The sequence below is a fragment of the Flavobacterium gelidilacus DSM 15343 genome (genome assembly GCF_000422685.1).
Taxonomy (GTDB): Bacteria; Bacteroidota; Bacteroidia; order Flavobacteriales; family Flavobacteriaceae; genus Flavobacterium; species Flavobacterium gelidilacus.
This window is the reverse complement of sequence record NZ_KE383904.1, coordinates 138,199-163,183: the sequence shown is the minus strand read 5'-3', so window position 1 is coordinate 163,183 and position 24,985 is coordinate 138,199. Positions and strand designations below refer to the sequence as shown.

The window sequence follows — 24,985 nt, the reverse complement described above, 5'->3', positions numbered from 1 at the left end:
TACTTTTTGATACTAAACAAGATCATTAATAGCTTCATTTAGTAAAATTAAACTTTTATATCGATTTTTTTCAAAATCATAACTTTTATAATAACTCTCATGATAGAGTGTTACATTTTGACGTAAAATTTGATAATCATCAGCAGATATTTTTAGGGCAAAATCTAGAACAGTAGTTACATCTTCCATTGACTTATACACCAAGCAATTCTCTCGATCTTCTAAACTTGGATTTAACCAACTTTCATAATTTATAATTGGCACAACACCCACAGACATAGCTTCTAAAACATTATGACACATAGGCATGGTCATTCCTGGGGAACAAAATAAAAACCTAGAGGAAGATAAATAATTACGCCATTCTTCTGTTGGAATAGCTCCTTCTTGCCATTTCATTACTACAACTTTATGCAAATAATCATCAGTAAATAATCGCTCTTTCAAGACAATACCAGTAAGTGACAACATTGATGGATGTTTTATAACTTGATTATATATTTGCCAACGATTCAACAGTTGAAAATTTTTAGTAATTAAATCTGAATCATATATTTTTGCCTCAAAATTACCACTCATTAAAACACCTATTTTTTTTTCTAAAAGTAAAGGTTCAGCAATCATGTAATTTCTAGGATGCATAATATAAGGAATAGCCTCTTCAACAAAAGCACTAGATTGGTAGACTTCCTTATAAGCAAATGTAATTAAAAAATCTGCTTTTTTATCATGTCCAAAGAGTCTAAATATTTTAGGTTTTCGAAAAGGTTTTGAAAAATAAATAAAGTCTAATTCTCTAAACCATTTAGCCAACACAAAATAGCGAAATAAAGAAAACTCAATTACAATAGGGTTAGAATAATGCTGTTTTAATCTAAAAATCAAATTCAAATATGTTCTTACTTTTGTGCTTCTTTTTAAGTGCAAGAACAGCACTTGCTCATTGCCATTATAGAAACGCACTTGCTTATAGTTTTCTTTAAACTCTTTATATTTTCTTCTTATTTTCTTCTGTAGTAAATATAGCATTATTGAGGTTTATTAATGAACAAAGAAAACCATCCTACAGCTCTACCTACTGACTCACTAAGTGCTTCTTTTCTTTTATTCGTAGTGAATATATTACTGGTGCGTATAACTGTCAAAAACAAAGTAATACAGTGCCACTTTATTTGGGCTTTTATTGAAGGCTCAGGGTATTTGACACGCCAAACATAAAACCCATTTCTTACAATCATTTTTCCATAATCATATTTATTAGGTCTGCCCGAAGCATCATGAAAATGACCCAACTGAGCAGCCGTGTTTACATACAAATCTCCTTTTTTAGAAAGTCGTAAAGTAAAATCAGCATCCTCATATAGACCATATCCTTGAAAATAAGTTGAAAATTGGAAATTTTTAAATACTGATGTTCTAAATGAAGATACACCTCCCATCAATTGCTCTACTTTATATATTTTTCCCGAAGGAGGCAAAAAACCTATACTTCTTCCATGTGAAAAATCAGGCAAGCAACCAGGTGGCCGATTACTATCCAAACCTAATCGTTTTCTCCAAACGAAACGAGTTCCATCTTTTCGCTTCCAACCATCATAAACAAATTCATTTATTTTAGAAGTATAATTTGCATCAACTTTTATCCAAGGGGTCTCATTATTTATATATCCACCAATACCTAAAGCACTTGGATAAGCTACATAAGCTTTAAGTAGTTCTTCAAAGTAATTAGGTGTTAAAATCGTATCATCATCTAGAAAACTAACCACTTCACTAGTAACATTAACTCTAGCTATACCAAAATTACGCTGTTTAGTTAATCCTCTTTCTTCTGGACTTACTTGATAATAAGACAAATTAGAAAAAGTATTTTGATCCAAAATTTCTTTTGTATCCTTATCTAAAGAACCGTCAATAATTAAAATTTCATCGGGATATAAGGTTTGTGCCTTTACTGAAAATAATAATTTCAACAAAGGTTGTGCACGTTTATAAGTACAAATGATTAATGTAAATTTCATTTAATAGATCTTTCTCTTAATATATTGGCCCATTTAAAACTCTCATTCCACTGATTCTTCATGACCTTAAAATAAAGGAATGGATTTCTAATAGTTTGATGACTGTAAAATTTTAAAAACAAATTCATTTTATAACCTAATAATTGCTGTTTCGTATGATACAATAATTTAAACAACATTATAGTAGGTGCCGGTTTAGGCTTAATTTTTTCATTCTCCCATAAATAAGTGGGTTGAACTCTAAAGCCCCCAACAGGAGCTTTTAAATGTAAAATAATGGGCTTGGGTAAATATAAGACATCACAACCATTATTACGCAGTTGCATGCCAAAATCAGCATCTTCACCAAAACCATTTTCAAATCGCATATCAAAAGTTAAACCTGCAAGTGCCTCTTTTTTAACAATACTACATCCTGAACCAAAAGTGTCCCAATGCATTAAATGATTAAAAACTGGTTTTTCATCAACTCTAAAACAAGCTAAAGTAAAGGCACTCTCACCGCTAGTTAAAATAGCTTTCAAACTACTGCCTATAAAACCTTCAGAAATTCTAATATCATCATCAGCAAAAAACACCCAATCACTGATAACTTCTTTTAAACCAATATTTCTAGCGTTACAAGCTCCCGTCTGATGCGTAAAGTGATGAATAATTTCAAAAGGCCAAAGTTCATTTTTTAAATAATCAAGTTCGGAGATACTTTCTACATCTGCATTTTGCTCAACAATGATAACTCTACTTGGAATTTTAGTTTGATTTTTTAAATCACATAAAACATCATACAAATAGGGCTTTCTACCAATTGTAGGAATCAAAACATCAAGACTAAGCTCTTTAACTACGACAGGTTCTGAAACAGCGACAGAATCGAATTCCATTAAATTTTTTACTGGAGCATCAAAAGAAATTCTTTGCACGAATAAAGATTTAAAAAAGGCAATTAATGGAAATTGATAATCGTACCAAAACAACAATAAAAACAACTGCAAACTCTTTGAAAAACCATAATACTGCGCCGTTAACCTAAACATTTCTGAAGAATTCCCTAGCAATGGTTTTACCTCTAAGGGTATTTTGTTTAATAATTTAGATGTAGAATAAGTCAAAAATCCATTGCGATGTCCTATTTTAGATACAATCGTTAAAAAATAACCAAAACTATAATCCTTCTTCAAAAAAGGAGTCCCAAACTTTAAAAAGTCACTACCCATAACACATCCTACAAATGCACTAGCTTGCCAAGTAGCATATGAAACATTTTTATTGATGTTTAAAAAAGGAGAAGGTTCTATGTAACCTATTTTAGGACTTAAAAACTCAACTGATGTTGGATTGAAAAAAAACATTTTTGAGTCTTTTACATGAACCCTTACCCACTCATAATCAACAATATCAGCTAAAGATTCATGTACCCAAATTAAACAGGCTTCGCTATGTAAATTAGCATAAGTAGCCATTTGACTTTGAATACTTAGAGAAGCATCAAAAGTTAAATCCTTACTACCATCTTTATATAGAGTTGTAATTTTATTTAAATTATGTATAAATATTATATTCATATACTTAATGTATCATTTTTTCATAAAAGTCAATGTTAAGAGATGCTTGTTTTAAAATGTCAAATTTATCCAGCACATATTTTCTGGCTTCAATCCCAATAGAAATAGCTAATTGAGAATCATTAATAAGTTGAAGAATTCTATCTGAATAGGCATCATGATCTGAAGGGTGAATCAAAAAACCACTCTTACCATCTTCCATCAACTCTTGAGCCCAACCAATATTACTATTTACTACAGCTTTTTGCATCGCCATAGATTCTATCGTAACCATTCCTAAAGTCTCAGCATAAGTTGGAAACAAACAAACATTGGCATTTTTAATAGCAGTCTGAACTTCAGAATAAGGCACTTTACCTAAATAAGTTACATAATTTAATAAACCCTCACCAAATTGTTCTTTTAATAATTGCCATGTAGAAATGGAACCAGTTTGAACATCTTTAGAGTCTCCACCTATGAGTACTAGTTTAGCCTCTGGAAACTTGTCATGTACTTTTTTAAATATTTCTGGCAATTCAAAAACCCCTTTCTTTCTAATAATTGTGCCAATATATAGCAGTAAACCCTTCTCAAATTGCAAGGGATTTTCATTTTGAAATTGATCCAAATTCAATCCATAATGAATTGTTTGAACTTTTTCTATAGGAATACCAAAGAGTTCTGATGAAATTTTACCCGCAAAACTTGTTGGCGCAATATAACCTTGTGCATTTTTTACCGCTAAAGATTCAAACCAGTGGTTTTTCCATTTTTGTTTACGCTTTTCAATGTGACAAAAATAAGTATCACTTCCATGAAAACGAATCACTAAAGGAATTTTAAAACGCATAAAAGCTGTAATCCCTGTCCAATCAGGTGCTTCTAATAAATCAATAGCTTCTTCTTTTATAATGCGCTGTAAATAATTTTGAATATGCTTTCTGTAAAAAAACCATTTACCATAAAGATACTTTTTATCATCAATTAGATGAAATCGAATTCCTTCTTCTTCAAAAACTTCTTGTACGGGTTGACCATAAATAAAAACACTAACTCGTATTCCCTTTTCAACCAAAGCCATGGCTAAATTTTTAACACTTGTTCCCAGACCCCCAGCGTGTTTTGCTTTAGGATGTGGATACTCTGGAGTTAGAAAAGCAATATGCATATTTGTGTATTTTTAAAAAAAATCATTAATAATTTGTTGTGTAAATAATGCTGCTCCTTTTGTATTCATATGCCCACAGGAGGAAAAATATTGATCACCTGTAACTGAATTTTCATAATTATGAACTTCCGGATAAATTGTATTTATAGCATCGAAATACTCTATTCCTTTAACTTGTGAACACATTGGAGTACTAAGTACAAGTAAATTTATTTTGTGCGCTTTGCAAATATCTTTAATAAATTCATAATCTTTATTTTTCTTTACCGAGTATTTCGATAAATCATACTTCATATTAGTCCCTGAACCTTTCAAACCAGAAAAACCTAAATTTTGAATACTTGCAGATGGCTTATTAATAGCCGAGAAAAAAAGTTCTCTAAACCCAATTTGAGAATCATAATTTATATATCTATAAAAGGGAACATAATAGAGTAAATTAAATTCAGGAATAATATCCTCATAATAATTAGAGACTATTTTATTGGAACGTAAACAAGGCATAAACAGAGCTCTTGTACCTTCTGAATAACCCTCTGAATTAATATTTAAATCAATTTCAAGAATAACAGTTTTGAGGTCATAATCATTAACTAGCATTAACTGGAGAAGCAAGGCAGATTCTTGAAGCCTAGACCCACTAATACCATAATTAAAAGATTTTAAGCCTTTATCAACAAATAACTGAGTATCAAAGTGATTATTAGCTCGAGAAGAGCCCAACATAATTACATCATAACTTTTCGAAGTTGAGTTCAGCACATTTGCAACTTTGTTTCTAGTGGTAGATTTAGAATAAATATAGGTATAACTCAAGTCTAACACACTAGCTGAAAGCAATAGGAGTAAAATTATTTTTCCGATAAAAAATAAAAAATGTTTCATTAAAATTGAAAATAAATAAATTCCTTATAATCTGAATAAACACCTAAGGTCAATAACGCTATTAGAGCTAAAGTTACTTTAATCCAACTAAATTTACCCGACAAAGGTTCTTCTCTAGTCCTACTATACCATTCTACGAGCACAAATATCAAAACTAACAACAGTAATTCAAAATTGTAACGCTCATTATTTAAATACTGACTTTCAAAATGAAAATTACTAAACATTCTTTTGATATAACCAAAGGCCTCAACTATCGATTTCGACCTGAAAAAAATCCACGCAAAACAAGTTAAAGAAAAGGTAAATAACATAGAAACAAGAGTCTTTATACTTGCTAAATTTCGACCCAACACAATGCTATCCATATTAGCACGATTTTTATTTTGCAATAATAAAGGTAAAAAATAAAGTGCATTTAAGAAACCCCAAATAATAAAGGTCCAGTTTGCCCCATGCCAAAAACCACTTACTATAAAAATAATAAACGTATTGCGAACTTTCATCCACGTTCCTCCCTTACTTCCTCCTAACGGAATATATAAATAATCCTTAAACCAAGAAGAAAGTGAAATATGCCAACGCCTCCAAAACTCGGCTATATCTCTAGAAAAATAAGGATAATTAAAATTCTTCAACAAATCAATACCAAATAATTTAGAGGTTCCTAAAGCAATATCTGAATATCCTGAAAAATCTCCATAAATCTGAAAGGCAAAATAAACAGCTCCCAAAAGTAAAGTTAGAGAATTCATACTTTCATAATGATCAAAAATTGCATTTGCATAAGTAGCACAACTATCAGCAATAACTACTTTTTTTACTAATCCCCAAATAATCTGATAAATACCTTCTTTAGCTTTTTCAAAATTAAAATCTCTTTTAATTTTTACTTGTGGAAGCAAATGTGTAGCACGTTCAATCGGACCAGCAACCAACAGTGGAAAATAACTCACAAATAATGAATAATCAATAAAATTGCGTTCGGCAGTAATTCTTTTATAATAAGTATCAATTACATAAGACAAGCCATGAAAGGTATAAAACGAAATACCCACAGGCAATACTAATTCTAATAAATAAGGATGTGCTTTTAACCCAAATCCATTCAACAAAACAGCAAAAGAAGATGCAAAAAAATCATAATATTTAAAAACCCCCAGAAAACCAAGGTTAATACCAACAGTCAGCCACAACCAAATCTTTCGTTTAGTATCCGTGCTACTATTCTCCATCATTATTGCACTAAAATAATCCAAAAGAGTAGAAAATACTAATAGAAAAAGAAAACGCCAATCCCAGCAAGAATAAAAATAATAACTAGCTAGTATCAAAATTGTATTTTGACTCGTTTTACTTTTATTAAATACCAACCAATACAATACAAAAACTATTGGTAAAAAAATCGCAAAGGATACGGAGTTAAAAAACATAGCTTAGGGTAATGTTACTGTTTAGAAATTATTGTGTTAGAAAATTGTTGTGAAAATTGTTGAGCTCCTTCATCATTTAAATGATAACCATTTTTGAACAATTTATCATCCGAAATTAGCATTGAAAAATCCCAAAACATCTGGTATTCCTTTTTCAGTTGCGAAACAAAAAATAAGTTTTTAGTATCTGGTCGAAAAGGTGCCGTAAAAAAAATAGCTATATTATTGGTACTATTTAAATAGTTTTTTATACTATCGTTATAAAATGAATTCTTTTTCAACTTCTTTGGCAATTCTCTTTGCCATTTACCATCGCTACCTTTTAAACCAATGTATCCTTTATCTTGCTCAAAAATATTCTTTCTTTTTAAGGAAACAACTAATTCTCTAACACCTAATTTAGAACTATTTTTACTGTAGCGATAAAAAGGAAAATAATACAAACTCCAAAAATCCTTTTCATCCCGAAAATAGGAAGTAATAATTCTTTGATCCCTAATATAGGGCAATAAATCCACATATAAGAACTTCGATTTATCCCTAGAGTTATAATAATAATCAGTCTGAATAAAAAGAGTATCGGATTGAATGGAATAAAGATCCATCAACTGCAACAGCGTAAATATATCTTTTGGTTTTGCATCCATAACTCCAAAATTAATCGATTTCTTATTCGTCATTGAATCTATTATTCTTGGATTAATATGATTCACTACTCTAGAAGAACCCATAAAAACATAATTAAAATGCTTATCATGCTGATTTTTAATAAAATCAAACTTAGTGGTATTTACAACATTAGAATATAAGGATGTGTAAAGAACATCAAGCAACAAAGCCGCTAGAAATAAAATGGCTAAAATTTTAATTATAAATAGAATAAACTTACTCAAATTTTATTTTTTAAGATAACGTCTATTGCTTTCCATATTGTCTCAGAAGCCTTTTTAGGCTCAGTACCTACAACAACATCAAACCACTTTTTACCAACTGGTACATTTGTTAATCTCCCTTCTAAAATGGCTTTAACAATAGCTGTCAAATCTTTTTTATTATGTACAAATAGAGCGGCCTCGTTCGTTGGCATAGAACGAAAGTGAATATACTTGTAATTCTGACCTATATCACGTATTCCTTCTTGCAATTGAGGTTGTTCATAATCAAAAAACAAACAAGATTTACCGTGGGCTACAAAATCAAAAACCATAGAAGAAGCAATATTTCCAACGAATTCGGTATGATGGCAAATATTAGCCTGTAATGCAAAATCTTCCTTGGTGGGCATAATTTCATTCCAACTCGTTCCAACGGGTCTCCATAATGGATCAACAGAAACAATAACATCTTTATATTGTTCTAAAACTGCATCATAACGACTTGTAAAGTCAACAGGGCATTTACGATAAATAATACCTAAATTATATCCTTGTGTATTTAGTTCTCTAACAGATAGAGCTAAATCTTCAATATACAATTGATCTAAGGGAGAAGTTACAATATCATCACCTGAAAAACATATATATTTTTTTTCTAAATTTAAATTGTGACTCTTAAAAAAAACTTCTTTAGTTTGCAATAAGCTTTCATCAAAATGACTCTCAAATTGAGGGGTTCCTGTAACAAAAATTTGTTCGGGTTTAACATACGGGCAATAGCGCAACAATTCGTTTTTCATATAATCACTCCAAACAAAATAAAAATCTGGCTCTATTAAAGTAGTGGCTTTAGGCAAATTATCCCAAGAAAAAATAAAACTTGCAGTTGGAATACCTAAATCTTGAGCAGCTAAAACAGGAGCAATCGCTTGTGTGGGTCTTGGATTTGTACAAAAAACAATATCAGGCTTATGCTCTTGTAATTGTCGTTTACAATACTCATATTTAGATGTAGAACGTTCTAATTCTTTAATTTTTTCTCGAATTACATTAACACCTTTTTCAGTAGATTTGGTAGCTACTAAAAAATCAACATTTAAACTTTTTATAATATTTTTTATTCCTTTATATGATTGTGGGAAATTATAGGTATTGTAAACGGTTTCGTTAAATTTTTTATCAAAAATATTTAACTCACAACGCTTTCTAGCTCGAGTAAAAACTGTTGTCATGGGATGTAACTGATGATTCGTTAAAACAACCTCATCATAACCCAATTCTTCCTTTATTTTAAAAGGGGTATTGTTCCAATAGGTAATTTCATATCCTAGACTTTTCCCAATAGCATTAAAAGTAGTTAATGCAAAATTACGCAATCCAACTCCATCAGGTAAAAATATAAATGCTTTTTTACTCATAATCTTCAATTCTTTAATAAGAAAGCAAATATAGTACTTCTTACCATAAGAACAGAAAATTACAAAAGAGTTTTAAAGATAAAGCAGAGCTTAAAAAAGTGAAATTATTTGGATTTAAAAGGACACACATCCATCAAACCATTACACAAATGTTCAAGAGCTTTAGGATCAGGAAGGCTTGGCAAAGTTTCAAAAAGTTCTTCATACTCTTTAACTGTATAAGGGCTTGTTTTTATATCTGGTCTATAAAAGGCTAAGCCTACAGATTCCATATAATCCTGATATTTAATATCATCACCAAAGACTTTATTAGAAAATTTTTGCCAAACAGCAGGAATACCATAAGAATGAGCAACAATAATCCCATGTAAAGAGGATGATATAATGGATTCACATTCTAAAAACTCAATGGTTTTAGACTCAATATCATTAGTCATCATATCAATAACTACTATATCTTCTCGATCCCGAAACCAATCGCTAATTAATCTATAGTCGTTATAATGAGGAACAATACCTATTTTATGTTTTTTCTGAACTTTTGGATTAAAATAACGGGGCAACAGTAAAGCAGGGTCTCCATAAACTTCGGGAACATCATAACCAAAATTTAATAAAAAACTTCTAGTCTGTGGACCTCTAACTGCTAAAAAAACAGCATTCTTTACTTTAATTTCTTGATTAATTATACCACTTCCCCAAACGATACATTTGTGATTTACATTATGAATAATACTACCAATAGTAACATAAATGGGATTAAAGAAATCGTAAATTGAAAACTTTTTAGGCCATGCAAAAACTACTTTTCTGCCAGAAATTTTTTCAACCAAATAACGACCCAAGACATCCCCATAGTTTTCTTTCGATTTGCCTTGTATAATTTTTTCATTCCACCAAAATAATCGGATGGTGTTTTTAAACATGTTAAACTTTTTTATTTTTTAATTTATCACGTTGCACTTGTTCTATAGGAAGAATATCTTGACTTTTAAAATTTAAGGCTTTATGAACTGCCTTTAAATCGCGTGAAAGTTTACGCAATCCTTCTGGTTCTAAAGAAGCGGCATGATCTGTTCCTTTCCATGTTCTATCAATCGTGTAATGGCGTTCAATTACGTTTGCTCCTAAGGTAAAAGCTGCTACATCTACCGCAATACCAAGATGATGACCAGAAAAACCAATATGCTTTACTTTGTCTCCATATTTTTCAATTAATAAATTAATATCTAATAAACAAACATCTTCAAATGGCACTGGGTATCCGGACGTACAATTATATAAAACTAAATCTTTATTTCTGCCTTTAGATTCAAAAAAACGAACTAAATCATCAGTTTCATCTTTTGTAGTCATACCTGTTGAGATATGAATTTCTCCCTCATAATGATCACACAACCAACCCAACATGTCATAATTATTATTACAAGCAGATGGTATTTTAATAAAAGTTGGTTTTAAAGAAGCAATCTCTTGAGCAGATGTAGTATCCCAAACAGAAGTAGAATATTCAATTCCTAATTCCTCACAATATGCCTTTAGTTCTGCATGTTGTTTTACATCAAATTCTAAATATTCACGGTGAGCCCCATAAGTATCTCCATAGGAATTAATAGGATTAGGATGTGGTGCATTATACTGATCTTCTGTTAACAGTTCCGTATTATTTCTTTTTTGAAATTTTACAGCATCAGCATTACAAAATATTTTAGCTATTTTAATTAACTCTTTTGCAATGGTCATTTCACCTTTATGGTTACATCCAATCTCAGCAATTACATATGGGGCTTTATAAGTATTCATTTTATTTTTTTATAGAACAGCAAAGAAAATTAATTTAATTGAATAATCACAATTTTAGCGACTTAAAGTTTGAGATTTAACCCTTAAGTAAACGTTTTAAATGAAAACTATAATTTATAAAAAAAGACACTCCTCCGACTCCCTCATTAATCTAATGCTAAAACCTCTTATTGTACCTCATAACCCATTCGCTAACTTCTCTAACAGCACCAGCAGCAGAATCATGATTTAGAATGACATCAACATGAGATTTAACTACTAAAGTTGCATTGGCTGGTGCAAAAGACCAACCTACCGAACATAAATTAGCCAAATCATTAACATCGTCCCCAACATAGGCCAAATTAGACCAAGTCACATTTTTTTCAATAGTAAAATGCTGAAGTAAGGAGTGCTTATCTTTAACGCCTAAAAAGACATGGTTAATTTGTAATTTTTTCATTCTTTGGGACACTAACTCTGAATTTTCAGAGGTCATTACAACTACATCGACTCCAGTTTGCCTCAAAATTTCTAAACCCATGCCATCTCGCATATCAAATTTTTTCATCAGCTCTCCTTCTGCTCCAAAATAAACACAGCCGTCGGTAAAAACACCGTCTACATCCAATACCAAATACTTAATTTGCTCTTGCTTTTTTAAAGATTTTTGCCTTTCAGCTAATAAACTTTCAACTAGTAACCAATCACTCAAACTATCAATTTCAACCAATGTTTCTTCAGACATTTCAACTAACCCAATTGGAGCACTGACTCTGTTTCTAGAGGTTAAAAAAGCTTCTTTGCTACTAGCATAAACAGCTCCATTTTCCATCAATAGTCCTTCAAAATCTTGTCTTCTTGGACGATTAAAAACATCATAGTTTTGAGCAGTCCCATCTGCATTCCAAGTAAAGCGATGCGTCTTTACAACGGTTAGTGCTGATACTTTTTGCTCTTCAGTTATTTGTCTTAGTACAGCATTAATATCTAAAAAAGTTGTCAATGGTGAAGTAGCTTGAAGCAAGCATAATAAATCAAAATCGTTAGCTATTTTAGAAGTAAATTCTAACATCGCACTTTCTGTGGAAGCCATATCATTAGCATTAATATCGTCACGAAGAATGCCTTTAACTTTAGTAGTCCATTGATATTCTTTTGCCACGAAATTTAAAACATTCTTATCATCCGTAAAAATATAAACCTCGTCCAATTCAGAAAAAATTGCAGCTTCTAAAACCCAAGTAAACAAAGGCCTACCTAACATTTTTTTTGTGTTTTTTCCTGGTATTCCTTTTGATCCTTTGCGCAAAGGAATTATGGCTACTTTTTTCATATAATTTGAGTTATTAAATTAGTTCTGACGAATCAAAATTAATTAGGTTTTTATTTATTCCTAAAGTTAGTTCTCCTGCATGAATCAATTCAAAGCCATAGTGCTCTAAAGTATCTTCAATATCTTTTCTGCAATCAAATTCATCGTGTATTTCCAATGCTATACATTTTGTATGTTTTAAAAACCCCAATGAGTCTTTAGCACTGAAAACTTGTTTCTCGGCGCCTTCAATATCTATTTTAAAAATATCTACAACATCAAAACCAGAATTTTGTAGGACATGATCTACGGTAAAAGCCCTTAAACCTGAGTTATTATTAGTTTCTTCAACCCTTATAGACCAATCTGACTGATCTCTAAAGTCTCTAACAATTTTTAAATAGGTATTTTTATCCCATAAGCCTCCTTTAAACAATTGGGCTGTTATGTCATTAATTGCAAAATTCTCTTCAATCATTGCAAAATTTTCATCACTAGGTTCAATAATTGCTAAAGTAGTTTCAGGAAAATTATAGTTAAAAAAAACAGAAGTATAACCAACATTTGCTCCTGCATCAATTATATTTTTAGGGGCAGCACCAAAATGCTTTTTATATAATTCAACTACACTTTTATACTCATGACCACGAAAAACTTGACCAAAAACTTTTAAATCGCTAGAAGGATATTTTCGAATATTTATGAGTACAGCAAAGTTAAAGATATAAACTTTAAAAGTATTCTCATCTTCTGAAATAAGTTTCCCATCCGAATAGATTAAATGATGGAACAATTCATTTACTTCTAATTGACGTAAAGTGGGCTTTAACTTTAAGGCTTTAAAAAGGTAATAAAAAAACAGAATACCTTTTTGTTTTAAACTAATTCTATATAAGTTTTTTATTTTTTTCATCTAACTTTTTTTTAATTGATGGGATATCCAAAGTTTTACTTTAAACCTTTTAAAATCTCTTGAAAAACTCTTGAAAAACTGAAGTACATTAGTAACAAAAACTTTTTTAAAAAAAGAAAGAACTATCTTTAAATCAGTAGGGAATTTCAGATCCTGCTGCAAGGTATATGTTGCTAATGTTTCATTTTTAAAACGATGCAATTGAGAAACTTCAGACCTATTAATTTCGTAAAAAAAAGTCTCATTAAAGTCATAGATTGCATAACCACTCTTCATTACTCTTTGTGACCATTCTTTATCTTCACTAAAGGGTAAAAGTTCATCAAACTTAAACTGTTCCCAAACAGATTTAGAAACCAAACAACAAGCTGCCATCAATCCAAAATCTAAAGGTTGTTTTACTTTAAAATCATGTACTAAAGCACGTTCAAAATTCTTAACGCTATTAATAAAACGAACACCTGCCCAATCCCTTTTATCTGATATAAATCGTATTGAATTCTTAAAAAAACTATTACCTATAGGAACAGCATGGGAACTCAATAGCAATATAATTTCGTTTTTTGTGTTTTCAATACCCAAATTAATAGCACTACCATAAGTAAATTGAGTACTAGTTAAAATTTTGCAATTATATTTTGCTCCAACTAACAAACTAGTATCGGTAGATTGATTGTCAACTAAGATAATTTCATCTATATCATCAGCATAAAATTGGGTCAAGATCTTTAAAGTTCTTTCTAAATAATAAGCTTCATTTTTATTACGAATCACAACACTAATCATCACTTATAGTTTTATAAATTGCCTGAACTTTATTTTCAATAATAATTGTATCCAAACTTCTAATCAACAAATCATTATTTATTTTTTCAAAATCAATGTACAAAGATTCTAATATTAATTTTTCTATAGAAGTTACATCCTCACAATCTTCAATTAATAAGCCATTAATACCATCTTGAATCAACTCTTCTGTAGCATTCCCAGGATTAGATTGAATTGGAAAAACACCCATACAAATTGCCTCTAACATAGTGTTTGGCATTCCATCTGAATTGCTATTTCCTATATAAATTAAAGACTTACCCATTAATTGAAGAACTTCAACATGAGATATTTTACCAACAGCCTTAAAATTATCCCAACCAAGAAGTACAGAAGATTCTAGATAAGAAAATGCCTCAACATCTGTTCCAAAAACAACAATTTGATAGTTAATCAACTCATTTTGAAGTTTTTCAATAGCTTTAAAAACAGGTATAACCCTGCCCGAACGTCCTTGAAAACCTTTAATCAAAATAATTTTTCTCTTTTTATATGGTAATTTAAACGCCTCCATACTTACTAAATCAAAGCCTCCACCTCCTGGAAAAACACCTAAAAAGCGACCCGTAAAACCATAAGATTTGGCAATTGCATAATCTCGCTTACAATCTGTAAACAAATAATCAACTCTTGGCAAAACACGTTTAATATCATTTAAGGATTCTGTGAAATTTTGAAAATAAAACAAATCACTTCCCCAAGAAGAATAAATCCATTTCAAATTAGTTTTTTTTTCCATTACAGAAATGATAGGAGCACATGAAACATATAGTGCAAAACTATGAACTACATCAGGCTGTATATGATTAAGATAATATTCAAAAGTTAAAGCTGTATTTTTTTCATTATACTTTTGCACAAACTTATAGACTTTTGGAAAGTGTTTTTTTACAAAACTTCTTCCCCAATAATTTATTTTTAGTTTCCAATTTACTTTTTGCTGCACCCAACTTATTTTCTCAACCCTAGGGCTCATTCCCGAAATATCAAACCAATAAACCTCATGGCCTGAATCTTTTAATTGATTCGTCCATCTAAAAAAATGAAGGTTAGGTATAGACACTAGAACAATTTTCATGACGCAAAGTTTATAACCAATCGTATAGTATTAGTTCGTCGATCAAAAGTATAACTATAAGGACAATTTCTATAATTTTTAATAATTTCTTCAAGAAGTAAATTATTCAAATGTTCCATTTTATAATAAGGTTGATGTTTTCTACCCAATACTTTTTTAAAGTAATTTTTAAATTTTTCAAAAAAAGATATTGGTGTAATTTCTATTGCAACTACTTCTTGGTGAAAATTATTAAATTGAGCTAAAATGGCATTTGTTTTCAACACTGAATTTGTGAGTTGAAAAGTAAGAGTAGGGTATTGTAATTTAATATATGCTTCATCGCTGGTAATTTGTCCCCAGGCAAAATCTAGATTCACCTTAACTCTTCTTGTAACTTGCGAAAGCTTCATATATTCTAGATTGATACGCTCTAAATTAGAATGGTAAGGACTCGTACTTTTTATACTGCGATAAGCTTTAGGATGCCATTGATGCTTTACTAAAATTTCATCTTCATAAAAAACAACTTCCAATCCTGAATTTTGCATGCGTATATGAGCATCAGTATCTTCAGCACCCCAACCTTGATAAAACTCATCAAAACCATTAACCGATCGTAAAGCTTCTGTTGGAAACATTGTATTCCCTGTCACATGTTCACTTCCTTTAAAGTCGACATCAAACGCTTCAAAATTTTTGTGTTTTAAAGATTCTTGCTCACTTAAAAAACCATATTGAAAATAGTAAACTTTTTTTTTATGAGCCAATTTTTTCAAAATATTTATGTAAGACACATGAAAAACTAAGTCAATATCGCCTACTACAAAATAGGGCTGAGTACTTTTTTGAAGCGCTAAATTAATAGATCTACATTTACTCCATAATTGTCCCATTGTAGGACAACAAAGTAATTTTATCTTTGGAAAAGTCATAACTAAAAGCTTTAATTCAGACAAATAGTCATCCTCAGATCCATAATCAACTAAAAATAATTCAAAATCAATATCTGACTGATTTATCAAAGAGACCAAACAGTTTTTTACAATTCTTAAATCGCGATTGCGATTAGTCAGGACTAGAGATATCATAGTTAGAGTTTTAGTAGAAATTTAAATTTAGTATCTCCTCTTCCTAGTAGTTTAAATAAAGAATAGAATAAAAAAATACCCTCTAATTTAACTCGTATATCAGTAAAGTTACAATTTGCCCGAAGAAAAACAATTATTTTTTTTCCAAGTACATATCTTTTGGAGGCAAGGCAGTAACGCAAAATCCCTAAAATTTCTTTGATTTCAATAAGAGCTATTTCTTTATTAAATTTATCTAATTTAATAATTCGCCTTCTAACTTCCAGAAAGGAGTCTAAATATTCTTCCAAATTGATAAAAAAACGATTAGAAATTGAATTTTGATCTGTTCTGTAAAAAATTAATGATTTATTAATAAAACAATAATTAGGAAAATTGAAAAATATTCTAGAATGAAACTCTAGATCCTGAGACTGTTTTAAAGATTCATCAAATAATTCAACTTTATTTAGAATGCTTTTTCTCCATAAAGAAGTAGGAGTTCCTACAGCAATAATTTTTCTTAAATAATCCTCAAGAAATTTAGTAGCTATAATATTTGTTTCTTTAATATTTATACGAATATTACCTCTTTTTTTAAAAGCGGTCATTTTAGAGAGACAATAATCACATTCTGGATTGGCAATTAATATTGCGACTTTTTCACCTAATAAATCTTCATGCATTAAGTCATCACTATCAAACCATTGAATAAATTCCCCACTACTTTTCTCAAAACCATAATTTCGAGCTGCATTTCCCCCTGCCAATCGATCTAATGGTCTTTCAAAATATTTAAACCGTTTGTCATTTAACAAATAAGTTTTTAAAATTTCCTTAGTATTATCAGTACTCCCATCATCAACTATAATACATTCCCAATTTGAATATTTTTGCCCTATTATACTCTCAAGCGTTTCATTTATTAAATGAGCACGATTATATGTTGGAATAATTATAGATACAAGATGATTATTCATATACTTTATTATAAACTAGAAATGTATTTATATTTTTCTGTAGCTATTATCATTACGCTCTTCAATCCTTTATAAACTGCTAAATATATTTTTATATTTTTAGCTTCAAACATCGACAATAATTCATCCGTTGTTTGTCTTTCGCCAATTCTATGATAATCATCCATAATTATTATAAAATCATCTTGATTCGTTAGCTTTTCAGCTAAATTATAAATATCAAATCTTGAATAATTTGGCGAACCAAAAGGACCATCAATAATATATAAATCAAAATTTGAATTAATAGTATGTTCTATATTTTCATATCCATTATATTCAAATTCTTTGTATTTCTTTTTTAATAAAGGCAATACTTTTAACGAAGTTCTTGAGGATACTTTAAATTTATTTTCAAAAATAGTTGCCCAATTGGCATCTTGCTCTAAAATTAAATGTTCTGAATCTAAAAGATAATTATCTAAATAAGTAGAAACAAATTTAGAAGATTCTCCTAAACCGAATTCTAAAATTCGTTTAGGTTGGTAGTCATTTAAAATTCTATTTAAAACATAAAATAGAGCATAACTCCCAGCCCATCTCCCAATATTTAAAGGCAATTCTTCTAGACTCTTTTTTCCTCTTATACTATCGTGAAAAACAGAAGCCCACAACAATTCATCATTCTGTTTTACAATATACTTTTGTTTATTTTTAAATTCTTTTAAAATCTCTTTTATCTTTCCTATCATTTATACACTACATTAAAGTCCATTAAAATTTTACTTTGTGAGGGAGATACTTGTCGACCTGTACCATAAAAATCTCCTTCAGTTACATCAAAACTAAAGGCATTTTGAATCCAATCACTTACCGCATTATTAACCATAAGATGGGTTGTTACATAGTAAGTACCTTTATTTAAATTTAATTTTTGAATTTCAAAACTAATAGTCTTACAGTTTTCTGAGGGAGAACTTTCAACTACTCGGTTGCTAATCCATGCTATACGTTGTCCCACATAATCGTCTATACGAAAATCAAATTTCATAGTAGAACTATCAATTTTTTGTGGATTATCAAAGTCAAACTCAATTATGAATTTTTTTCCAGTTTGAGGCAAAATATCTTTCTGTGAACCATGAACTGAAACATTTTTTAGCTTAACTAAGCCATTACCTTTACGGTGCTCAATCTTTTCCATCTCAAAACTTGAACTACTTTCTTTAAGATAAAATTGAATTGCATCATCTGTTTCACCTACATATTGAATAGTTCCGTTTTGTAAAACTATACTTCTTGTACAAAGCGATTGAACAGCCGCCATATTATGACTCACAAACAAAACAGTTCTTCCCCCTTCTTTGGAAATATCTTGCATTTTACCAATCGCTTTCTTTTGAAATTCGGCATCACCTACTGCTAAAACTTCATCCACAACCAAAATCTCTGGCTCTAAAAAAGCGGCAACGGCAAAAGCTAAACGAACTGTCATTCCACTGCTGTATCTTTTTGTAGGGGTATCAATATAACGTTCACAGCCGCTAAACTCTATTATTTCATCTAACTTTGAAGTAATCTCCTTTTTGGTCATTCCGAGAATTGCTCCATTCAAATAGATATTTTCTCTGCCGGTTAGTTCTGGATTAAATCCTGTTCCAACTTCTAATAAAGAAGCAATTCGACCACGCGATTTTATTAAACCTGTAGTGGGTGCCGTTACTTTTGATAGTATCTTTAATAAAGTGGATTTTCCTGCACCATTTTTTCCAATGATCCCTAAAACTTCTCCTACTTCAACTTCAAAATTAATATCTTTTAGTGCCCAAACATATTCACTGGCTCCTTTGGAACTTCTATCATTAACTTCCCCAACTTTCAAATAAGGATCTTCTTTACCTCTAATCTTATGCCAAAATCGATTCAAATCATGACTCAAAGTTCCTGTCCCAACAGTTCCCAAACGATACTGTTTAGATATGTTTTCAGCTTTTAATATGATGTTTTTATTATTCATAATTATTCTATAACCTGTAATTTATAAACATATAAGTCATATAGGTTTTTCAAAACCAATCACCCATTCTCCCTTTCTCCAATACCAAACTAAACCGTATCGATAAAACTTTTTTCTGTTTTGTTAAAAATCAACAATCCTACAACCACAATTACAAACGTAATCACAACTGTATATAGCATTCCAAATCCAGAAATCGTTCCTTCTTTTAATAATAAATATCTTGAAGTTTCTACAATATATGCCAATGGATTATATTCGATTAACCAACCAAAAGAAGGTAATTTTTCTTTAAGTAATGCCATGGGATACATAACAGCTGATAAGTACATTAACAATTGAACTCCAAAACCCACTAAAAAACTTAAATCTCTATATTTTGTAACTAAAGAGGATATTATCATACCTAAGCCTAAACCTAAAAACCCCATCAATACAACCAATAGTGGAAAAAACAATGTTATACTGCTCAACTGAAGTTCCATCCCATTAAAAACATAATAAATATAAAAAGCTACAAAAATTAAAAATTGAATACCAAATTTAACAAGATTGGAAACCACTATAGATAAAGGAACAATTATTCTTGGAAAATATACTTTACCAAAAATACTGGCATTTTTTTTAAAGGTATCTGATGTATCATTTAAACAAGAAGTGAAATAATTCCAAACCATAATTCCCGCTAAATTGAATAAAAAGGGAGGAATAGAACCTGTTTGAATACCAGCCACATTATTGAAAATAATAGTAAAAATTATTGACGTAAATAAAGGCTGAATTAAATACCACAAAGGTCCTAATACAGTTTGTTTGTAGACAGTTACAATGTCTCTATTTACAAACAAAAGTAGTAAATCCCTATATTGCCAGACTTCCTTAAGGTTTAAGGAAAAAAAATTGTTCTTGGGTTTAATTTCAAACAACCATTCTTCTTGTTCAAATTCTGTATTACTCATTATTATTAATTACTATAATGTATAGGCCTCAAAATTAAGCTATTTTAAAGAAGGTACAAATTTATTTCCTTATTGTTTGTTTTAAATTTATTATCGTTATCAAATATTAAACTTGTAATTTCATAGAGTTTAATCATTGACTGTAGATAACAGATTACAAAAAAAACTATCTTTGTAACAAATTGCAACTACATGTTTTCATTCCTAAAACCAAAAGCACGATTACTAGATTTAATTCCTACAAATTATGTGGATATTCATTCGCATGTGTTGCCTGGCATTGACGATGGTGCCAAAACTATAGAAGATTCAAAATTCCTATTGGAGAGCATGATTGCATTTGGTTTTTCAAAAATTATAACTTCGCCCCATACCATTGAAAACATTTGGAATAATACTCCAGAAACTATTTCAGAAGCCTTACAATTTACTAAAGAAAACTTGAGTGAATTAACTACAAAAGTGACCCTAAAAGCTGCTTCTGAATATATAATGGATGACTATTTTGCTTCTTTATTTGAAGAAGGAAAGCTTTTAACACTAAAAGATAATTATGTGTTAGTTGAAATGTCTTATATCAATCCGCCTATTCAACTTTATGATTATATTTTTAAGCTTCAAGTCGCAGGGTATATTCCTGTTTTAGCGCATCCAGAACGCTATGTTTTTTATCATTCTGACTTTTCTAATTATGCTAAACTAAAAAAAGCAGGTTGTTATTTTCAAATGAATTTACTTTCTGCCACTGGTTACTATGGTAAGGAAGTCGCTAAAATTGCTGATGAACTATTAAAGCATAACATGATTGATTTTGTTGGATCGGATTTTCATCACAAACATCATGTAGCTTCTTTTTTAAATCCGATTGTTATTAAAGAAGTCGATCAACTGAAAAAAGCGGCTGAGAATAATTCTTTTTTTTATTAGGTTCTCGATGATCTGTGGTTATTAGTAAATTTAATCTGGATTAAATTTGAAAACTTGTTGAATTAATGAACTACAGATTCTGACGTACACCGTACTATTCAGACCCTTTTACTGAACTAAATTCAGCACAAGCAGGGTGACAAGTTTGGAGGATAGACGCTTGTAAGTAAAATTTAAATAATTGGTAAACACCAACAATCAATCAACAACGAAAGCACACAACCCACCACTTTGTCATCCTGAAAGGATCTGGTTTGTAAGTACAGCTTTTGAACTTGCAGTGCATTGATTTCGAGTATTCACAACATACAATTGAATTAAAAAACTACCAATACTTGGGATGATTGTAATTTTAATATAAAATAAATTTGAAAACTTGTTGAATTATGAACTATAAGTTCTAACGCACAACATGCTATTCAGACCCTTTCAGGGTGACAAAGTGGTGGGTTGAGAGTATTCGTAATTAATACTTAATAAGTACTGACGTTTAATATGCAAGCGAGACCCTTTCAGGGTGACAAGTTTGCGGAGAGACGTTTGGTATTACTATTCAAATAATTGGTAACCACTAAAAATAAAGCGCAAAAAAAGAGCAGCTGTAAAACAACTGCTCTTTAATTCCACTATAACCTTATAACCTCTTAAACTTTTAACCTTAAAACTTAAAGAGTCTTTTGAACCAAGATTTTTTTTCTTTTACTTCTGCTCCGTAGCCGTAGCCATAACCGTAGCCATAACCGTAGCCTTTATTGGAATCGGTGTCATTTAAAATAACAGCCATATTAGGCAATTTCTTTTCTTGATATAACTCTTCTGGGATGCGTAACATTCGTTTGTCTAACATATTAGCTCTTACCACATACAAGAAGCAATCGGCTTGTTTTGCGATTACGAAGGTATCCGTAACAAGTCCGACTGGAGCGGTATCTACAATTATATAATCATAGGCTTGTTTTAATTCTTCGAATAATTCATCTACTTTTTTGCTCATTAATAATTCCGCTGGGTTTGGTGGAATTATACCAGATGGCAATACATAAAACTGTTCAAAATTATCTTGTTTTACTATAAATTCTGAGATGTTTTTGTTAGTAGTAGTTAAATAATTGGTTAGTCCTGATGAAGGGACATTTATATATTCATCAATTTTTGGGTTTCTTACATCCATTCCAATTAGCAACACTTTTTTACCTGATAAGGCAATGGTAGCCGCAATATTGATGGATAAAAAGGTCTTTCCTTCTTTGGGAAAAGTTGAGGTTACAAAAATTGTTTTAGCGGAAGTATCTGTCTTGTTGTTGAATAAAAACTCAACATTAGTTCTAATAATTCTTAGCGCTTCGGCTGTACTTGAACGACTATTTACATCTATAATTTGATCTGAGGAAACTGATTTTGGCACATCTCCTAAGAATGGTATAGAAGTATTTTTTTCAATATCTAACCTAGTCTTAATTTTAGTATCTAGCAAGTTTTTGATGTAAATCACACTAAATGGTAACAACAAACCTACCAATAGCGATCCTAAGAAAATAATTCTTTTGTTTGGTGAAACTGGATTAATACTAGAAATTGCAGGGTCAATTACTTTGGCATTAGCTGATGTGATCGCTAAAGAAATAGCCGCTTCTTCCCTTTTTTGCAACAAGTATAAATACAACGATTGCTTTATGTTTTGTTGTCTTACTAAACTTCTGTATTCATTTTCTTGACCTGGAATTTGAGAAATTTTACCTTCCAAAAGAGCTCCTTGTCTGTTTAAGTCGCGTCTTTTTATTTCTAAGGTTTGTCTTAAACTTTTTAGACTATTTTTTACATTTGCTTTTAATTCTGAAATCTGCTTGTCAATGGCTAAGATTTTTGGATTATCAGGTCCAGCGCCACTTTGAAGAAAATTATTTCTGGTTAGAATTAATTGGTTGAATTGATTAATTTGGTCGCTTGCTCCGCTTTCTGAAGTAATTTTGGTAGCTGGGATTAATTCTTTATCGTTGCTTGTAATATACTCGCTCATTGATGAAACGACTTTTATTTGTGTTTCATTTTCAACTACTTTCTTTTCGTATTCAGAAGCATTTTCTAAAAACAAACCCGCTTCGGAAGGAATATCTGTTAATTTATTTTTGGTTTTAAAAGATTCTTCATCTGATTCTACCTCTTCTAATTCTTTTGAAATTAGTACTAGCCTTTGATCTATAAAATTAGAGGTACTTTCAGAAATATAATTTTTATCTGCCACAGCATCCGCATTATAGTTTTCTACCAAAGTATCTAAAAACTCTTCTGCTCTTTTTTTGGTAGGATCGGTTAAAGATAACTCTATTACACTAGTATTCTTACTCAAGGCAGAAACTACTAACCTTGCTGAAAAACTTTCAATTAAACTTTTTAATGGTACAATTTGAACCCAAACCGAAACACTTTTAGTGCCTTTAGCTTGTTGGTTCATAACTACCAAGTCTGCTTCCTTAAGTTTTATTTTTTGTCCAAAAGTATAGTCCCCAATTTTTTTATCATTTGCGTCAAATAAACTAAATTTTTGGTTGTTTTTCTTAGTGATAAAATAAGCATTATTTAGGTCATAAAAATCTTTTTCATAATTAGAGAAAAAAACTTTAAAAGGTAATTCTCCATAAAGTTCTCCATCTTTAATTCTTCCTTTGTTGTAGTATTTGATGTTGAGGTTTAAATCTTTAATTGTTTTTTCTATTAAGGTTCTGGACTTAATAATTTCAATTTCATTGTCTACATTGCTTTTGGCTCCTGATAATATACCCAACTCCGAGAAAGCGGCTAGTTCATTGGCTATACCTCCTTTTCTATCATCTTTTACTAAAATAGTAGTGGTTGCTTTAAAAATAGGAGTTGCATAACGCAAATAGGCATAAGCAATTGCTACAAAAACGACAGCACTTAAGGCAAACCATTTCCATTGCGCTACATATTTCTCAATTTCTTCTCTAATGTTTATTGAATCGTCTTGCTCTAGACTATTTTTTTTATACTCCTGTTCCATATTATCGTACTGTTATGGCTATTATAGTTATTAATAAAGATAGTGCTGTAAGCCCAACAGTTACATTAGGACCAATGACAGAAGAGTTAACTCTAGTCTTATTTGGTTCCACGTAAATCACATCATTTTGGGATAAATAATAGTAAGGTGAATTCACAAAATCTCCTTTGGTAATGTCCACTTTTTGAAAGCTCTTTATTCCATTTTCTTCTCTTATGACTAAAATATTGTCTCTTTTTCCATAAATGGTTAAATCACCCGCCATACTTAAAGCTTCTAACAGCGTAACTCTTTCTGAATTGATTGGAAAAGTACCCGGTCTATTAACTTCACCTTGTACCGATATTTTAAAGTTCAATATTCTTATGGTAATGACTGGGTTTGTAATTTTACCTTCTAATAATTTTTCTATATGCGCCATCAATTCATTTCTAGTTTTACCTGCAGCCTTTATAATTCCTAATCCTGGTAATTGAATAGTACCTAGTTGATCTATTTGATAAGATAACAATCTTTGTAGACCAGCAGCTGTTTCATTATTTGTAGCAACAGAAACATTAGACAAATTATAAGGTTGGGCAATAATAGGATTTTCAGCTGATATCATAATCATTAAAAGATCATCGGGTTGCAATTTTACTTGGAAATCGGCTTCTTTAGTTTCATTTGTATTTGATACATTTTGCAATAAAGCAAATTTATCAGCAGAAGCACAAGAGCCAAAGCATAAACTAAGTAGTAAAATTAAATATACTGGGATTGTTCTATTCATGTTTTTATTTTAAAAGGCAAAGA

22 protein-coding genes are annotated in these 24,985 nt (G+C 30.4%); 1 reads left to right on the top strand and 21 read right to left on the bottom strand.

Annotated features, from left to right (window positions below; genetic code table 11):
- Positions 1-12 precede the first annotated feature (12 nt).
- From G507_RS0113230 to G507_RS0113140, 19 genes are all read right to left on the bottom strand, one after another.
- A complete protein-coding gene (locus G507_RS0113230) occupies positions 13-1,029 on the bottom strand; it encodes a glycosyltransferase family protein (RefSeq protein WP_026717937.1) in 1,017 nt (338 codons plus the stop codon).
- The gene (locus G507_RS0113225; protein WP_026717936.1) at positions 1,029-2,021 is read right to left on the bottom strand and encodes a glycosyltransferase family 2 protein; all 993 of its coding nucleotides are present in this window, start codon (positions 2,019-2,021) and stop codon (positions 1,029-1,031) included. Before G507_RS0113225 ends, G507_RS0113230 begins: the two co-directional genes overlap by 1 nt.
- Entirely contained in the window at positions 2,018-3,583 is a 1,566-nt protein-coding gene (locus G507_RS0113220) for a glycosyltransferase family 2 protein (protein ID WP_035666280.1), read from the bottom strand. The genes G507_RS0113225 and G507_RS0113220 overlap by 4 nt, the downstream gene beginning before the upstream one ends.
- A gap of 4 nt (positions 3,584-3,587) precedes the next feature.
- A complete protein-coding gene (locus tag G507_RS0113215) occupies positions 3,588-4,733 on the bottom strand; it encodes a glycosyltransferase family 4 protein (RefSeq protein ID WP_026717934.1) in 1,146 nt (381 codons plus the stop codon).
- 12 nt (positions 4,734-4,745) lie between these two features.
- Positions 4,746-5,618, bottom strand: a complete 873-nt coding sequence (locus G507_RS0113210) for a hypothetical protein (RefSeq protein WP_026717933.1) — start codon at positions 5,616-5,618, stop codon at positions 4,746-4,748.
- Positions 5,618-7,051 (bottom strand): MBOAT family O-acyltransferase, encoded by a 1,434-nt coding sequence (locus G507_RS0113205; protein ID WP_026717932.1) that lies wholly within the window; start codon positions 7,049-7,051, stop codon positions 5,618-5,620. Before G507_RS0113205 ends, G507_RS0113210 begins: the two co-directional genes overlap by 1 nt.
- 14 nt (positions 7,052-7,065) lie before the next feature.
- Positions 7,066-7,944 (bottom strand): hypothetical protein, encoded by an 879-nt coding sequence (locus G507_RS0113200; RefSeq protein WP_026717931.1) that lies wholly within the window; start codon positions 7,942-7,944, stop codon positions 7,066-7,068.
- Positions 7,941-9,344 carry a glycosyltransferase family protein gene (locus G507_RS0113195; protein WP_035666279.1) on the bottom strand — a complete coding sequence of 468 codons (1,404 nt, stop codon included), beginning with the start codon at positions 9,342-9,344 and terminating at the stop codon, positions 7,941-7,943. Before G507_RS0113195 ends, G507_RS0113200 begins: the two co-directional genes overlap by 4 nt.
- A gap of 104 nt (positions 9,345-9,448) precedes the next feature.
- Complete coding sequence (locus tag G507_RS0113190) at positions 9,449-10,270, bottom strand: polysaccharide pyruvyl transferase family protein (protein WP_026717929.1); 822 nt, start codon at positions 10,268-10,270, stop codon at positions 9,449-9,451.
- 1 nt (position 10,271) lies between these two features.
- A complete protein-coding gene (locus tag G507_RS0113185; RefSeq protein ID WP_026717928.1) occupies positions 10,272-11,147 on the bottom strand; it encodes an N-acetylneuraminate synthase family protein in 876 nt (291 codons plus the stop codon).
- A gap of 157 nt (positions 11,148-11,304) precedes the next feature.
- Positions 11,305-12,462: an acylneuraminate cytidylyltransferase gene (locus G507_RS0113180; RefSeq protein WP_026717927.1), complete on the bottom strand. Its 1,158-nt coding sequence runs from the start codon at positions 12,460-12,462 to the stop codon at positions 11,305-11,307.
- A gap of 13 nt (positions 12,463-12,475) precedes the next feature.
- The gene (locus tag G507_RS0113175; RefSeq protein ID WP_026717926.1) at positions 12,476-13,354 is read right to left on the bottom strand and encodes an FkbM family methyltransferase; all 879 of its coding nucleotides are present in this window, start codon (positions 13,352-13,354) and stop codon (positions 12,476-12,478) included.
- Positions 13,355-14,140 carry a glycosyltransferase family 2 protein gene (locus G507_RS0113170; protein ID WP_026717925.1) on the bottom strand — a complete coding sequence of 262 codons (786 nt, stop codon included), beginning with the start codon at positions 14,138-14,140 and terminating at the stop codon, positions 13,355-13,357.
- On the bottom strand, positions 14,133-15,260 hold the full coding sequence (locus G507_RS0113165; protein ID WP_026717924.1) for a glycosyltransferase: 1,128 nt from the start codon (positions 15,258-15,260) through the stop codon (positions 14,133-14,135). Before G507_RS0113165 ends, G507_RS0113170 begins: the two co-directional genes overlap by 8 nt.
- Positions 15,257-16,330, bottom strand: a complete 1,074-nt coding sequence (locus tag G507_RS0113160; protein WP_035666278.1) for a glycosyltransferase family 2 protein — start codon at positions 16,328-16,330, stop codon at positions 15,257-15,259. The genes G507_RS0113165 and G507_RS0113160 overlap by 4 nt, the downstream gene beginning before the upstream one ends.
- 2 nt (positions 16,331-16,332) lie before the next feature.
- Positions 16,333-17,289 (bottom strand): glycosyltransferase, encoded by a 957-nt coding sequence (locus G507_RS17400; RefSeq protein WP_026717922.1) that lies wholly within the window; start codon positions 17,287-17,289, stop codon positions 16,333-16,335.
- An 8-nt stretch (positions 17,290-17,297) separates the two neighbouring features.
- Positions 17,298-18,020 carry a hypothetical protein gene (locus G507_RS0113150; RefSeq protein WP_026717921.1) on the bottom strand — a complete coding sequence of 241 codons (723 nt, stop codon included), beginning with the start codon at positions 18,018-18,020 and terminating at the stop codon, positions 17,298-17,300.
- Positions 18,017-19,285, bottom strand: a complete 1,269-nt coding sequence (locus tag G507_RS16965; protein WP_035666275.1) for an ABC transporter ATP-binding protein — start codon at positions 19,283-19,285, stop codon at positions 18,017-18,019. The genes G507_RS0113150 and G507_RS16965 overlap by 4 nt, the downstream gene beginning before the upstream one ends.
- 89 nt (positions 19,286-19,374) lie before the next feature.
- A complete protein-coding gene (locus G507_RS0113140; RefSeq protein ID WP_026717920.1) occupies positions 19,375-20,244 on the bottom strand; it encodes an ABC transporter permease in 870 nt (289 codons plus the stop codon).
- A 192-nt stretch (positions 20,245-20,436) separates the two neighbouring features.
- Between G507_RS0113140 and G507_RS0113135 the strand changes: the two genes are divergently transcribed.
- Complete coding sequence (locus G507_RS0113135; protein ID WP_026717919.1) at positions 20,437-21,171, top strand: tyrosine-protein phosphatase; 735 nt, start codon at positions 20,437-20,439, stop codon at positions 21,169-21,171.
- 658 nt (positions 21,172-21,829) lie between these two features.
- Here G507_RS0113135 and G507_RS0113130 read toward each other — a convergent pair.
- Together G507_RS0113130 and G507_RS0113125 are read right to left on the bottom strand one after the other, a co-directional pair.
- Complete coding sequence (locus tag G507_RS0113130) at positions 21,830-24,190, bottom strand: GumC family protein (RefSeq protein WP_026717918.1); 2,361 nt, start codon at positions 24,188-24,190, stop codon at positions 21,830-21,832.
- A 1-nt stretch (position 24,191) separates the two neighbouring features.
- Complete coding sequence (locus G507_RS0113125; protein ID WP_026717917.1) at positions 24,192-24,962, bottom strand: polysaccharide biosynthesis/export family protein; 771 nt, start codon at positions 24,960-24,962, stop codon at positions 24,192-24,194.
- Between the last annotated feature and the right edge of the window lie 23 nt (positions 24,963-24,985).